This is a genomic window from Fimbriimonas sp. LA-C6 (genome assembly GCF_055398105.1).
Genome location: NZ_AP038796.1, coordinates 63937 through 76862, shown reverse-complemented (window position 1 = coordinate 76862; position 12926 = coordinate 63937). Strand labels below are relative to the sequence as shown.

The following is a 12926-nucleotide window of genomic DNA, read 5'->3' as shown; positions in this document are numbered from 1 at the left end:
ATAGTTAACCACTTTTGGGTTTGTTTCGGAGGTAAACAGAGTGTTCATGAGAGCATTGCTTGTTGGCGCTGGTGGAATGGGTCGAGCATGGGCGGACAATCTGACGTCGTCGGACCAAGTTGAACTGGTCGGGTGGGTTGATGTGCGAGAGGGTGTTGCGGCAGAAGCGGCCCAGAGCAAGGAGATTCGATTGGACTATGCGGGCACATCTCAAGCTGAGGCGATGCAGGCGGTGCATCCAGATTTCGTGGTGGACGTTACCCCGCCGGAGGTTCATCACGAAGTAACCCTCATGGCCCTGAAGGCGGGCATTCCTGTGCTTGGGGAGAAGCCGATGGCGGCCAGCATGGATCAGGCGAGGCAGATGGTGGAAGCTTCTGAGACGGCAGGGAAGTTGTACATGGTCTCGCAGAGCCGGCGTTATGATTCGGGGCTGGTTGCGTTTCAGGATCTGATTCGGTGCAGGCTTGGTGACCTGGGGATTCTTAATGCGGACTTCTACATTGGCGCGCATTTCGGAGGATTTCGGGATGAGATGCCTAGTCCGTTGGTGTTGGATATGGCAATTCACACCTTTGATGAAGCTAGAAAGCTCTCGGGTGCTGATCCTGTGTCGGTTTATGCAGATGAGTTCAACCCGGGTTGGTCTTGGTACGAGGGAGATGCTTGTGCGACAGCGATCTTCGAGATGTCGAATGGATTGAGGTTCACGTATCGAGGGAGTTGGTGTGCTGAAGGGCTATCGACCTCATGGGATGGCGACTGGCGGGCTGTGGGAGCGAAGGGAAGTGCTATTTGGGAAAAGAATGGCGATCCTTATGCCGACCTTGTGGTGGCGACCGGTGGGTTTATGTCTGAGGTTGAGAGGGTTAGCCAGTCTAAAGCGGACATGGCTACTGGAATTCGGGGCTCGCTGAATGAATTTCTCTACGCCTTGCAAACTGGAGCAACACCGCAAGGCGAGTGTCACGATAACATCAAGAGCCTTGCGATGGTGTTTGCGGCGATCGAGTCGAGTCGGCAGGGAAGGCGCGTTAAGATTTCCGAGATTCTCTAAGATTCTTTCTTAGCCTTGATCAGTTTGGACAGACCTGATATTCGCTTGAGCGCTGCATCTCTGTCTTTTCCGTTGATGGGAGTCACACGCCCTGATTGAATCCGAAGTGGTTCGAAGGCGATGGATTTGACGTGCCGATCCTTGACCTTGATTACTGCAAGAGCCGTTTCTCCGCCCATTGGGCTTACTAGATTGCCCATGCTGTAAAAGATGGGAACGTCGTTGTAGAGTTCCATGCCTTGAAGCACGTGTGGGTGGTGCCCCCAAACGAGATCCGCTCCTGCATCTACCGCAGCCCTTCCTAGGGCCTTTTGATATGAATTAGGGGCCGTTTTTCGCTCGACTCCCCAGTGAAAAGCGACGATGAGGAAATCGCATTTGGATCTTGCGTTGCCTATCCAACTTTCGAGCTTGGCCTTTGCTTTCTCGTCGATGTTCCCCCCGAAGCTCATGACTGCAACCCCTGCACCATGGTCGTTGCTTGGGGTGCACTTTCTTAGTGCAGCTGGGCTCATAAATGCGAGTGCCGATATAAGGCCGACGCGAACACCTTGGGGAGTCTTGCATAGAGCCATTTGGTAGGCTTCTCTTGCGTTTTGTCCGGCTCCGGCGAACAGTATGCCTGCCTTGTTGAGAGCGGTCGTTTCCTGAGCAATTCCTTGTTTGCCGTAGTCCATGGCGTGGTTGTTGCCAAGGCTCACCATTTTTAGTCCGGACTGCGCGATTGCGTCGATGTGCTTTGGATCGGCTTTGAGAATGAATTGGGAGCGCTTTTTCAGTTCCTGCGCCGTTTTACGCGTGGTTGCCGTCTTGGCGTTGGTGAGCGGGACCTCTAGGTTAGCGAGTGAAACATCAGCCTGCTTAAAGATTGGTGAGACAGCGTGGAGGGGCTTTCGGCCCACAGGTACGCCGTTCAGCATAATATCGCCGCCTAAGATGATGGTGATTGATTTCGATTGAAAGGCAATAATGCCCAAAATTACCAACACAGTCCTAGGACGATTGAAAGTTACATGTAGCATCCGACCACAATCAACCGTAGTTGATATTGCGAATAAAAATCGCTGGTCAACATGTGTGCCCGATAAGGATTCATTCAATGAAAATGACAAAGGCGTTTGTTTTAAGCGGTATGGCGCTGGTAAGTGTTGCCATGGCGGCGCAAGAGTCGGTGACTCTCCGCAGAAAGCTTGAGGCAAATACGACGGATACCTACAAGATTACGAGCACGATCAAGCAGACCGTTACCATGCCGAATGGAATGGGTGAGCAGGACATGAATATGTCCACTGTGTCTACTTATGCAATCAAGATCCTGAAGGTTGACCCAGAAAAGGACGTCGCAGAAATTGAGTCCAAAACCACCATGGATAAGTTCAGCATGGAGGGGCCTGGTCCTGGTGAGATCCCGACTCCAGATGAGCGCCAGATCGTGATGAAGGGCAAGATGGACAGCCTTGGGACCATGTCGCTGGAGGTTCCTAAGATGGAAGGCGGACTAGGGATGCTGATGGGAGCTGGCCAAGCGGAATCGCATGCGACTATGTTTGTGTCTTTTCCAAAGCAAGCGGTCAAAATTGGGGACACTTGGTCTATTCTTGTGCCCAAGGGAATGTTCACCGATAAAGACGACCAGACTCTAACTGCTAAGTTGGTTGGCGAAAAGCAGGACCATGGAAAGGACGTTTGGATTGTTTCGATCAATGGAACCATGAAGTCTAAGTTCGACACGTCCGCGCTTGGAGCTGAGAAGAACCCCAGAGGCACGAATGTGTCGACCGGTATGGCCATGACGATTAAAGCTCGAACAGAGGTGTCTGCGGAGGGCCTCGTGGATAAAGCGACTGGAAAGACCGTGGCGATGACTACCAAAGGTAAAACGAAGACAACCATCGAGATGAAAGATATGGGAATGAGTTTAGATACCTCCGGGACCATATCGACTGTTCTTACTCTCCAGTGAGGAATACCAGTCAATAAAAAGAGCCCTAGCATCAGAGATGCTAGGGCTCTTTTTATTGAGACAGATTCTCTCAGTTGTTTTGACTGGGTGGCGTTGGCGTGGTTGTTGGAGCTACGGCCGGAGTTGCAACTGGCTCTTGGTCCTTCTTCACGACGGTTGGCTCGTGATGGATGGAATCATTGATCTGACGAGTCGTATCTTCCATTCCTCGTTTGAGCTCTCCGACTCCCTGACCGATGCCACGCATCAACTCAGGAATCTTTTTGCCGCCGAACAACACGAGCACCGCAACCAAGACGATCATCATGGTTTCTGGGCCGATCCAAGCTAGAGTGTTTAACATGACTGTATATCCTAAGCTACCTTAACTGAGCTGCCCGAAGACAGAAACTCGTGAATGTCAGCTAGCGTTACTGTCTTTCGTTTCTGAGACGCCCTTTTTGAACTCACTCACGCCTTGGCCGACGCCTCTCATCAGCTCGGGGATTTTGGATCCTCCAAACAGCAAAAGGATCGCCACGAGCGCGATGATCATGGTTTCAGGGCCGATCATAGATAGTGTGTTCAACATGGCATTATTTCTCAATACGAAGGCGGTACACAAATTGTGCCACTTTCCGCCTTCAGAAGTAAAACAACCTTAGTCTTTGGACTGCTCGGTATTGATGCTGACGCTTGCTCCGGCGTTCTTTCCATCACGCGGGATCGACTGGCGCCCGCCCTGAGCGTTGCGTGCGTAGGCAAGGCCTTCCAGGGGCTGTTCAATCCAACCTCGAGGAATGTTTGCCATGAGCTTAGGTGCTGTTTTAGCATCAAGCTCTTTGAATTTCTCGGCCTTGTTTCGCCCAAGTCCAGGTGTCTCGAAAAGAACCACCAAGCCCTTATTTTGAAGGTCCACAAGCTTCTTTCCGGCTACGTCGGTGTTATATGCCAGCGAAGTTTTAGCCGTATAGTCGCAGAAGTCTCCTGAACCGTCCGAGAGCTTAACTTGCTTGGCATCCCCTTTTTTGCGAGTGGCGGATATCGCCTTTACGTAACCTTGGATGGAGTCTTGCCACTTGTCTGCCGCAGGGAGTTTGCCGCCATGTTCTTTGGCGTACTGCAGCAAACCGTCTCGCGAATCTTCCGCACTCCAACCGCAGGCAACCATTCCAAATGCGCCTGGCATGGCATTCTTAAAGAACACTAGCATGCCTACTACAGGGACTACGCAACAAACGGCTACCACGCCAACAACAATTCCAATAATCAGTCCGGTTTTGCTCTTCTTGGGAGCCATACCATAAGTTGGAGGAGTTTCCATTAACGCTGATTGTACAGCAGGTAAGGCGACGAATGTTGAATTGGGGACGAAAGGCTTGGCCCACGGGGATCTTGCTATTGAGTGGCTATTGTGCGAATCCCTATGGATGGACTACCATAGCTCGACACGGGTATGTCGTGGAGACAAATTGTTTGAGAGCATAGAATCGTGACGTTACAAGAAAAGAATGAAATCGTCCGGGCGCTATTGAGAAACCTTGATGGTCATAGCGAAGGTGAGCGAGCACATGCGGAGCGTGTAGCTGTTTATGCGGTCGCGACTGGTGATGCTTTAGGAATTGACGGCGAGGATTTGAACGTCTTGCGCTATGCGGCACAGTTGCATGACGTGGGGAAGGTTCAGATTGACAAAAACCTTCTAAATAAGATTGGGCAGCTCAGTATTGAGGAGATCAATGCGCTTCGGCTGCATGCGGAGTTTGCTCTTGAGGTCATTAAGTCTTACGACTTCCTTGCTGAGACAGCGCGGATCATTCGGCATCACCATGAGCGTTGGGATGGGCAGGGCTATCCGGAAGGTCTGAAGGGGGATGCGATTCCTTTGGGAGCACGAATCATTGCTGTTGCCGAAACGTTTGATACTCTTACTCTCCCACCTGTATGGTGCAAGGGGTTGCCGGAGATTAGTGCTCTTGAGGAGATTCAGGATAAGGCTGGCGTCCAGTTTGATCCTGAAGTCGTTGATGCCTTTCTTCAGGTTCAGCCGATCATTCAACCCGTTGGACTGTAAGCTACTCTTCGCCAGGTTTCATGCCGTAGAGTAGCTTCACTTGGATGACTTCTGTGTCGAAGTCGATGTCCTTTACGAACTCTTTAATCAAGGGAATGAGGATCTCGCCGACTTGAAGTACTTCGTGGGCTGGGTAATCGAGAACCTCTTCTACCTCTCCTAATTCTTCTCCTTCTACGGTGATGACCTTAAGGCCAACTAGGTCGTCAGCTAAGAACTCATCCTCATCCATTTGTGGCTCGCCGACTGCTTCTAGATATTCCCACTGGAGCTTTTCCGCGGCGCTCATGTCGTTGATACCTTCGAGCTTTACCACTGGGCGGCCTTTGTGGATTGTGGATGTCTCGATCTTCACCCAGTTGCCTTTTAGGAGGAGCTTCTCGCCTTTGTCGAAGCGGTGCAAGAAGTCCGTGGTGGGATCGATCTTGACTTGGCCGCGCACCCCGAACGCACCTACGATTTGTCCAACTCGGATGGGTGCTTGCTGATTGTCTTCCAGTGATTGATGCCGGGGCATATCTATTGATTATGCGGAATGGAACACCTGAGACTCCACTCATTGGTCTCGAAGGTGCTCTACCATGCTTAATAGAACATTATTAGCGGCGTTTGCCGGTTGTTTTTGCCTGTCTGTATCCGCTGCGATGGCTCAGGACGCCGTTCCTGGCGAATATCTTGTTGGGTTTGCTGATGCGCCTAGTGAGAACTCAGTTCGGGCGTGGTCTGCTCAGACAAACGCCTTTGTTCAGGCGTATGAACCCACTCTTCGGATAGCGAAGGTGAGTGTTCCTTCGATCATGAGTCCTCGCGCTTGTATGGCAGCGCTGCGGGCAGATCGACGGGTTCAATGGGTGGAACCTAACTGGATTCTTCACAGCACCCATACGAACGCTGTCGTGAATGTGAATGACCAGTATTTTGTTGGGGCCCAGTATGGACCGCAGCTCGCCAAGGTGCCGGAGGCTTGGGCGTTGTTTCGGCCTTTAGGCAAGATCATTGTTGCTGTGATTGATTCTGGGGTTGATTTGAAGCACCCAGATCTTGCTAAAGGGATTGCCTCATCCAACGGAGCTGTGTTGGGAAAGAACTTTGTGAATCCAAAGATCGATCCTATTGACGACTTTGGGCATGGGACGTTCTGCGCTGGGATTGTGGGTGCTCAGGCGAATAATGGGATCGGTGTTGCAGGTGTGGCTGGTTATTCTCCCAATGCTAACCCCGCTGTGACGATCATGCCGATTAAGGTTCTTGGCAATGATGGGCGTGGCGCTAACAGCACGATCTCTACGGCGATCGTTTGGGCTGCTGACCATGGCGCCAATATCATCAGCATGAGCTTTGGGAGCGACTCGAACAGTGATACGCTTCGTCGGGCTGTGAACTACGCTTGGTCTAAGGGTTGCGTGCTGGTGGCTGCGGCGGGGAATAACTCTAGTTCCAGAGCATTCTATCCGGCGGCATTTGACCATGTGATTTCGGTTGCGAGTTCAGATCAGGGTGATCAGCTCAGTACGTTTTCGGAATACGGATCCTGGGTGAAGGTGGCTGCACCGGGCGATGGGATTTTCTCGACACTCATGGGCGGGGACTATGGGTGGGCAAGTGGTACTTCGATGGCCGCACCATTTGTCGCTGGGGAGGCGGCGATGTTGTGGGCGAATCAGCCTACGGCGACAAACGAGACGATCTTTGCGAGGGTTTTACAGAATACGGACCCAGTGAACGTGGTGATTGGACGAACAGTGTTGACAGGTCGTGTGAATGTGATGAAGGCGATTCAAGACACGACCGTTGCTTCGCAGTATCCGGTTATTGAGAAGGTCAGCTTTGATTCGGCGACCATCAAGCCGGGCAGTAAGGGGACGGTGACCGTGACATTTAAAGGCTATACGCCAGGTACGGCTTATTCTATTGGCATCAAGTCGTCGTCTCGCGACTTCACTGTGCCTTCGAGCCTCAATACTCCGGTTTATGGAAAGAGTTTGAGCATTCCTTACAGCTGCAAAGCAGGAAGAACTCGATATAACATCGAAGTCAAACTTACTCTTCGAGGACAGACAACTTCGGGCGTGAGTTTGGTGGTGCCGGTTACTACAGATACAAAAAAACGAGGTCAGGAGTAATCCTTGACCTCGTTTGGTTTGTTAGATCTTGAAATTAATCAGTGATGATCTTGACGTAGGCTTTCTCGCGTGATTTGGAAGCGACGGCGCTCACGACACATCGAATTGCCGAAACAACTCGGCCACTCTTGCCGATGACCTTTCCAACGTCTTCAGGGGATACGCGGATGTGGAATGTTCGCGCGCCCATTTCGCACTCTTCATTGATTTCAATCGCAGAAGGGTTCTCAACGACGGACTTGACGAGAGTTTCAACAAATCGACTGTAGCTCATGAGTTTTATGCGTTTGCTGTGTCAACAGCTGAAGCAACGGAGGTTGCTGCAGTGCGCTTATCGAGGAATGAGTAAGCTTTCTTCTGAGTTGGTCTTTGCTCCAAGAACTTTGGCAGAACGCCTGTCTTGTTCAACAGAATTGCTGTTGTCTCTGTAGGCTGCGCGCCTTGCAGGAGCCAGAAAAGAGCTCGGTCTTCCTTGATCTCAATGAGCTTCGGCTGCTTGGTTGGGTCGTACGTTCCAATAATTTCTACGAACGCGCCATTGCGACCAGAAGTCGCTTCTGCTACAACCACTCGGTAGAACGGTCGAGCCTTTGTGCCGATTCTCATTAGTCGGATCTTTACCATCTAGTTTCCTTATACTTCCTTTTAGCGTCGTTTTCCAAATTTGCCGAACTTGCCTTGCATCTTAGAAAGCTGCTTCATGGCTCGGCGCATTTCGTATAGCTGTTTGATCAGGTGATTGACCTCTTCGACAGAGCATCCAGAACCTGCAGCGATACGTTTTCTTCGCGAACCGTTGATTATATCCGGAAATGAACGCTCTTTTGGTGTCATCGACAGAATGATTGCTTCAATTCTGTTGACATCCTTGTCATTTATCTTGTCGAAGGCCTCTTCGGGGATCGCGTTGGAGAGGCCTGGGATCATTTTCATGACATTTTTCATCGGGCCCATCTTTCGCATGGTTTTGAACTGCCCGAGCATGTCATTGAAGTCGAAGTTGCCGGATTTGAGCTTTCCTTCGAGACCTTCTACATCTTCCTGGGTGAAAGCTTGTTCTGCTTTCTCGATGATGCCCATGATGTCGCCCATGCCGATGATGCGCTGGGCCATGCGGTCTGGGTGGAAGGTGTCGAGGGCGTCAACCTGTTCGCCGACGCCGATGAAGCGGACGGGAACTCCGGTGGCTGCGCGGACGCTGAGGATGGCTCCGCCGCGGGTGTCTCCATCGAGCTTGGTGAAGATTGCACCTGTGAGGGGAACCTGTATGTGGAATGCTTCAGCTACGTTGACGGCTTCCTGACCTGTTGTTGAGTCAAGGACCAGGAAGGTTTCAGTTGGGGTGACTGCTTCATAGATGAACTTCAGCTCTTCCATGAGGTCGTCGTCCAATTGCAATCGACCGGCTGTGTCGACGATCAGCACGTCGTACATCATGTGCCGGCATCGGGCGAGCGCCTGGCGGGCGATTTCGACTGGACCTGTGCCGTCGTGTTTGCTGAAGACTTCTACTTCGAGGCTTTCACCTAGGACTTCCAGCTGCTTGATGGCAGCGGGGCGCTGGATGTCGCAGGCTGCGAGCATCGGCTTTTTGCCTTGGGCGACCAACCATTTGGCTAACTTGGCTGTGGTGGTGGTTTTACCGGAGCCTTGGAGACCGCACATCAGGATGACGGCGGGAGGTTGAGAGCCGAAGTTGAACTTCTGGGCCTCTGTTCCGAGGATTTCGGTGAGTTCGTCGCGGACAATCTTGACGATTGTTTGATCCGCTGTTAAGGAGCCGTAAACTTCTTCGCCGACTGCCTGTGTTTTAACACGAGCAATGAAGTCTTTTGCTACTTTGAAGTTAACGTCTGCTTCAAGGAGGGCCACGCGGATTTCGCGAAGCATATCGTTAACGTCATCTTCTGTGAGACGGCCCTTGCGGCGTACATTGGCCAAGATGCCGCTTAAGCGCCGAGTTAGGCTGTCAAGCATGAACTACCCTAGTGTACACGCGAGTCTTGCCAACATATTAAACAAGCCCTAGAGACTTCGACGAAAACAGGAAATTTGTCGTCAATATAAGGAAAGACCCATGTCCGAATCCAACAAAGAACTGAAATCTGGCGTAGTTGTTGCCACCAGCCTAATCGTCGCTGGAACCGCTGTCGTCGCCTATGCCTTCCTCCGAAAGCGGAAGTGGAGTCTCGACAGTTTGGACTGTAGTAAGGTCATCCACCGGTGTGACACCGCCCTTTGTGAGCTCGACAGACGTATTGAGCGGGCGTCGACTCGGTTGGCCTCCTAAGACGGCGGGGCCGAAGAGGGGAACTTCTAGGCGGGTCAGCCTTAGGAGCATGACGATTCCGTAGGTCACAGCGGTGATGCCTACAAACATGGTCACCGGCGCTAAGGGGGCCTTTTGTAGAACTGCCAGGATCTTTGGCTTTTCCATGATCCGCATGAGAAGCGGGTGGATGAGATAGACCTGAAGGGAAGTGGTGCCCAGTCTTTCTAATCCGGTCGCTACGTGGCCCTTGATGTACTTGGCACCTGCGATGATCAGGAATGCCACGGCCAAACAGTAGAAGACTGCGGAGCCGTTGGAGATGATGCTACTCATCCCGTTTGAACCTTTTGGACTTATTCCGATGAGTTCTTGATCGTAGAAGAAGTAGAAGGAGGGAAGCGCTACCGCGACCATGGGGATCCAGTAGAGCTTCACCAGCCTATCGAACTGGTCCCAGTTGAAGCCGAGCCACACGCCGATCATGACGATATCGACATACCAGAGGATTGTTGAGGCAGGGTAGGGCAACAGCCAGTAGGCTTTGTTGAGGCGAAACACTAAGAATTGGGCCGCGATTCCGACTGTGAGGGCTGCGATGAAGGGGACTTTGACCTTCTTTACTAGCAAGTACAGCAAAGGGAAGAACAGCGCAAGTTGGAACAGTACCACCATGAAATAGATGTGGTAGCTGGCTTTGCCCCAGAGGAGTTCCTGAAGGCGATTTCCGTAGTTGGTCCAGAATGTCGGCTTCTTGTTGTTGAGGTATGTGAACTCCCAGAACACGAAGGTCCAGACAACATAGGGCCAGAGAATTCCGCCTAGGCGTCGGAGACCGTATCCCTTCCAGGTATCGCGTTTGACCTGGCTCCGGGTCCATAAGATTGCGCTTATGAAGAGAAAGAGTGGGACGCTGAAGGTGAGAATGCGGTTGATGAGGGTGAGTGCCCACCAGGTTTGGGAGAATTTCTCGCAGAAGAGCCGGCTTGATTGGCCACTTGAGTGGTGGCCGATGACTACGAGGGTTCCGATTCCTTTGGCTATGTCGAAACGGGCATCGCGCGCAGGTTTTTGATCCCGCTTTACCTCTGTAACCTGCGCAACTTCACTCACACAGGAATCAACGTTCGAAGGGTGCTTTTGGATTCTCTTTTGGGGGTAATTTTTGACTAAGCCCCCTGATCTGGTTCATGCACGAACGTGTCGAACGCCACGGCAATATCCGCAAATTTGACAGCATTCAATCTGTTGATTTTCTAACACTTATCCGACACACACCTTAGAGATAACAGAAAACTGTAAGTTTTAAGGTGATTCAATGAAGATATCGACACTCTTTGCGAATTTAAAGTTGGCCCAAAAGCTCGCGTTGGGCTTCGGAGTAAGTCTTGCTCTCACGGCGATGGTCCTTTGGACTTCGATTAGCGGCACAACGGAGTTACGCTCTCATATCGAAAAATTGTCTCTAGGAGCTTTGGCCGGACAAACACATTTGTCCGATTTTGCCCGAGAGTCATCTGATGTGAGAATCCGGCAGTACCGTGCTGCTGGTAGCAGCGGTGAAAAATGCAAGAAGCTGATATCTGACCTAGAGGGAACTATCGCTAAGGCCGATGAGGCGCTTGATGCTTACGTCAAGAACGCTACTGATCCAGTTGACAAAGAGAACATCGAAAAAGTCAAAGCAGATTGGAACGCCTACAAGGCGATCTGGGCACGGATCAAAACGCAGATCGAAGGTGATGGCGTTGACGGGGATTTCGATCTCATGGAAAAGGAGACCGTAACGGCCTACCGTGACACCTTAGTTCCTCATCTGAAAAAGGTTGTTGAGTGGAATCATCGATTCGGAGCAGCTACTTCCAAGGCAGCTGATGCGGCAAGTCAGGCAATTCGATTCAAGGTAGTGGTGGCTGGAGTGGCTGCGTTCCTCATGTCCGCCATATTCGGAATATTCATTACCAGATCAATCACCATGCCGCTAGCGAAAGTGTCTGATCGGCTGACCTCGTTGAAGGACAACTGTGTAACCGCTTTGAGTGGTGGGTTGATGGCGTTCTCTCACGGCGATCTCACGGTTCCTGTAGCGGCAGTTACGACGTCGGTAGACATCAATTCGACCGATGAAGTCGGTCAGATGGCCAAAACGTTTAACGAAGCGCTCGACAAGATTCAAAGCGCTATTGGGTCCTACAATGACGCTCGAAATGCGTTGAATGCTTTGGTTGGAAGGGTTGCGGAAAGTGCTAGCGCGGTATCTAGTACGAGCCAGACGCTTGCTGCTGCGGCGGAGGAGTGTGCTGCTACATCCAATGAAATCTCGAAGGGAAGTGAAGACCTTGCGATTTCTGCGACTGAGTCGGCTGGTACGGTGACGCAGCTTACGCATCGAGCAGGCGACGTACGAACAGCGAGCGAAAATCAGAACGCGATGATTGAGGACATCTCACTGTCTGTTCAGGAATCGAACCGCGGAATTGAAAGCGTGACTGCTTCGGCTCAGCTCATGGCCACTACGGCCGAACAAGGGAACGTTGCCGTTTCTGAGACGGTGGCGGCTATGGCCCGCGTGAAGAGCGAGGTCGAGAAGTCAACTGAGCGTGTCAAGGAGCTCGACGAGCACGGTCAGAACATTGGCAACATCGTCAACGCTATTGAGCAGATTGCACAGCAGACCAATCTACTTGCTCTCAACGCTGCCATCGAAGCTGCACGCGCAGGCGAGCATGGTCGGGGCTTTGCTGTTGTTGCTGACGAGGTTCGCAAACTAGCAGAGCAGTCGAGTGCATCTACCAAGCAGATCGCTGATTTGATCAGCACTGTTCGGTCGACCGTTCAGGAGACTGTGACTGCAATTGAGCGTGCTCAGAGTGAGGTCACGGAGGGCAGCCAGAAGAGTGAATCGGCGGGCGCATCGCTGACTCAGATTTTGGACGCCACAAAGGAGGTTCTCATTCAGAACGAGACGGTTGCCACCGCCGCCGCCGCCGTTTCTAAGACGATCCTGCAAATCTCCGAAGCTGCCAAGAATAATCAGGAACTTGCTGCGGATATGTTGTCAGACGCTCAGGGTGTTCAGAAGTCTATTGAGACTGTGGCCGCCATCAGTGAGGAAGCATCCGCAGGGACCACACAGCTCTTGGCCGGAATCGAGGATGTGGGACAGGCTGCAACACAGCTTGCGCATATGAGCCAAGAGTTAGAAAGTATCGTGGGCACATTCAAACTTGAGGGTTCTCAATCGGCGAGCAGAAAGCTGAAGCTCGGCATCGCTGCTTAACAGCCGACAGCACATTGATTCACCAGCCAGACCCTTGTTTAGGGTCTGGCTTTTTTTGTTTGGGGGAGAGCTGAGAAGAGGCGGCCTATTGCTTCCGATAATCCTTATTATGAAATCCGCTAGCTCCACCGCATTCGCGCATCCGTTACGGGGTGAAGGGGTTCACTTACTCTAAGGGGAT

General features: G+C 51.8%; 14 protein-coding genes. 5 read left to right on the top strand and 9 right to left on the bottom strand.

Annotated features, from left to right (window positions below):
- Window positions 1–46: 46 nt before the first annotated feature.
- Window positions 47–1057: a Gfo/Idh/MocA family protein gene (locus tag ACZ51B_RS00355; protein ID WP_464295248.1), complete on the top strand. Its 1011-nt coding sequence runs from the start codon at window positions 47–49 to the stop codon at window positions 1055–1057.
- Here the strand turns inward: ACZ51B_RS00355 and ACZ51B_RS00350 are convergent.
- On the bottom strand, window positions 1054–2079 hold the full coding sequence (locus tag ACZ51B_RS00350) for a CapA family protein (RefSeq protein WP_464295247.1): 1026 nt from the start codon (window positions 2077–2079) through the stop codon (window positions 1054–1056). The two genes, ACZ51B_RS00355 and ACZ51B_RS00350, sit on opposite strands and share 4 nt — an antisense overlap.
- A gap of 77 nt (window positions 2080–2156) precedes the next feature.
- On the opposite strand from ACZ51B_RS00350, the gene ACZ51B_RS00345 reads away from it, so the two are divergent.
- Window positions 2157–3020 (top strand): hypothetical protein, encoded by an 864-nt coding sequence (locus ACZ51B_RS00345; RefSeq protein WP_464295246.1) that lies wholly within the window; start codon window positions 2157–2159, stop codon window positions 3018–3020.
- A gap of 70 nt (window positions 3021–3090) precedes the next feature.
- On the opposite strand, the gene ACZ51B_RS00340 is transcribed toward ACZ51B_RS00345, so the two are convergent.
- The 3 genes from ACZ51B_RS00340 to ACZ51B_RS00330 form a co-directional block, all read right to left on the bottom strand.
- Window positions 3091–3363, bottom strand: coding sequence for a Sec-independent protein translocase subunit TatA/TatB (locus tag ACZ51B_RS00340; RefSeq protein WP_464295245.1), 273 nt, complete (start codon window positions 3361–3363; stop codon window positions 3091–3093).
- A gap of 57 nt (window positions 3364–3420) precedes the next feature.
- Complete coding sequence (locus ACZ51B_RS00335; RefSeq protein WP_464295244.1) at window positions 3421–3591, bottom strand: Sec-independent protein translocase subunit TatA/TatB; 171 nt, start codon at window positions 3589–3591, stop codon at window positions 3421–3423.
- Window positions 3592–3660: 69 nt separating this feature from the next.
- Window positions 3661–4323 (bottom strand): hypothetical protein, encoded by a 663-nt coding sequence (locus ACZ51B_RS00330; RefSeq protein WP_464295243.1) that lies wholly within the window; start codon window positions 4321–4323, stop codon window positions 3661–3663.
- A gap of 168 nt (window positions 4324–4491) precedes the next feature.
- On the opposite strand from ACZ51B_RS00330, the gene ACZ51B_RS00325 reads away from it, so the two are divergent.
- Entirely contained in the window at window positions 4492–5073 is a 582-nt protein-coding gene (locus tag ACZ51B_RS00325) for an HD-GYP domain-containing protein (RefSeq protein WP_464295242.1), read from the top strand.
- Between the two features lies 1 nt (window position 5074).
- On the opposite strand, the gene rimM is transcribed toward ACZ51B_RS00325, so the two are convergent.
- Window positions 5075–5590, bottom strand: a complete 516-nt coding sequence (gene rimM, locus ACZ51B_RS00320) for a ribosome maturation factor RimM (protein ID WP_464295241.1) — start codon at window positions 5588–5590, stop codon at window positions 5075–5077.
- Between the two features lie 64 nt (window positions 5591–5654).
- On the opposite strand from rimM, the gene ACZ51B_RS00315 reads away from it, so the two are divergent.
- Window positions 5655–7196, top strand: a complete 1542-nt coding sequence (locus ACZ51B_RS00315) for a S8 family serine peptidase (RefSeq protein WP_464295240.1) — start codon at window positions 5655–5657, stop codon at window positions 7194–7196.
- 34 nt (window positions 7197–7230) lie between these two features.
- Here the strand turns inward: ACZ51B_RS00315 and ACZ51B_RS00310 are convergent, their stop codons facing one another.
- The 4 genes from ACZ51B_RS00310 to ACZ51B_RS00295 all read right to left on the bottom strand — a co-directional run bounded on the left by ACZ51B_RS00310 (window position 7231) and on the right by ACZ51B_RS00295 (window position 10578).
- Window positions 7231–7470 (bottom strand): KH domain-containing protein, encoded by a 240-nt coding sequence (locus ACZ51B_RS00310; RefSeq protein WP_464295239.1) that lies wholly within the window; start codon window positions 7468–7470, stop codon window positions 7231–7233.
- A 5-nt stretch (window positions 7471–7475) separates the two neighbouring features.
- On the bottom strand, window positions 7476–7820 hold the full coding sequence (gene rpsP / locus ACZ51B_RS00305; protein ID WP_464295238.1) for a 30S ribosomal protein S16: 345 nt from the start codon (window positions 7818–7820) through the stop codon (window positions 7476–7478).
- Between the two features lie 21 nt (window positions 7821–7841).
- Entirely contained in the window at window positions 7842–9173 is a 1332-nt protein-coding gene (ffh, locus tag ACZ51B_RS00300; protein WP_464295237.1) for a signal recognition particle protein, read from the bottom strand.
- A 151-nt stretch (window positions 9174–9324) separates the two neighbouring features.
- Window positions 9325–10578, bottom strand: coding sequence for an acyltransferase (locus tag ACZ51B_RS00295; RefSeq protein ID WP_464295236.1), 1254 nt, complete (start codon window positions 10576–10578; stop codon window positions 9325–9327).
- A 205-nt stretch (window positions 10579–10783) separates the two neighbouring features.
- Between ACZ51B_RS00295 and ACZ51B_RS00290 the strand changes: the two genes are divergently transcribed.
- The gene (locus ACZ51B_RS00290; RefSeq protein ID WP_464295235.1) at window positions 10784–12745 is read left to right on the top strand and encodes a methyl-accepting chemotaxis protein; all 1962 of its coding nucleotides are present in this window, start codon (window positions 10784–10786) and stop codon (window positions 12743–12745) included.
- The last annotated feature ends 181 nt before the right edge of the window (window positions 12746–12926 follow it).

Excerpts from the sequence above, each read along its gene's own strand:
- ACZ51B_RS00355 (WP_464295248.1), top strand. The coding sequence starts at position 47 with ATGAGAGCATTGCTTGTTGGCGCTGGTGGAATGGGTCGAGCATGGGCG.
- ACZ51B_RS00350 (WP_464295247.1), bottom strand. The coding sequence starts at position 2,079 with ATGCTACATGTAACTTTCAATCGTCCTAGGACTGTGTTGGTAATTTTG.
- ACZ51B_RS00345 (WP_464295246.1), top strand. The coding sequence starts at position 2,157 with ATGAAAATGACAAAGGCGTTTGTTTTAAGCGGTATGGCGCTGGTAAGT.
- ACZ51B_RS00340 (WP_464295245.1), bottom strand. The coding sequence starts at position 3,363 with ATGTTAAACACTCTAGCTTGGATCGGCCCAGAAACCATGATGATCGTC.
- ACZ51B_RS00335 (WP_464295244.1), bottom strand. The coding sequence starts at position 3,591 with ATGTTGAACACACTATCTATGATCGGCCCTGAAACCATGATCATCGCG.
- ACZ51B_RS00330 (WP_464295243.1), bottom strand. The coding sequence starts at position 4,323 with ATGGAAACTCCTCCAACTTATGGTATGGCTCCCAAGAAGAGCAAAACC.
- rimM (WP_464295241.1), bottom strand. The coding sequence starts at position 5,590 with ATGCCCCGGCATCAATCACTGGAAGACAATCAGCAAGCACCCATCCGA.
- ACZ51B_RS00315 (WP_464295240.1), top strand. The coding sequence starts at position 5,655 with ATGCTTAATAGAACATTATTAGCGGCGTTTGCCGGTTGTTTTTGCCTG.
- ACZ51B_RS00310 (WP_464295239.1), bottom strand. The coding sequence starts at position 7,470 with ATGAGCTACAGTCGATTTGTTGAAACTCTCGTCAAGTCCGTCGTTGAG.
- rpsP (WP_464295238.1), bottom strand. The coding sequence starts at position 7,820 with ATGGTAAAGATCCGACTAATGAGAATCGGCACAAAGGCTCGACCGTTC.
- ffh (WP_464295237.1), bottom strand. The coding sequence starts at position 9,173 with ATGCTTGACAGCCTAACTCGGCGCTTAAGCGGCATCTTGGCCAATGTA.
- ACZ51B_RS00290 (WP_464295235.1), top strand. The coding sequence starts at position 10,784 with ATGAAGATATCGACACTCTTTGCGAATTTAAAGTTGGCCCAAAAGCTC.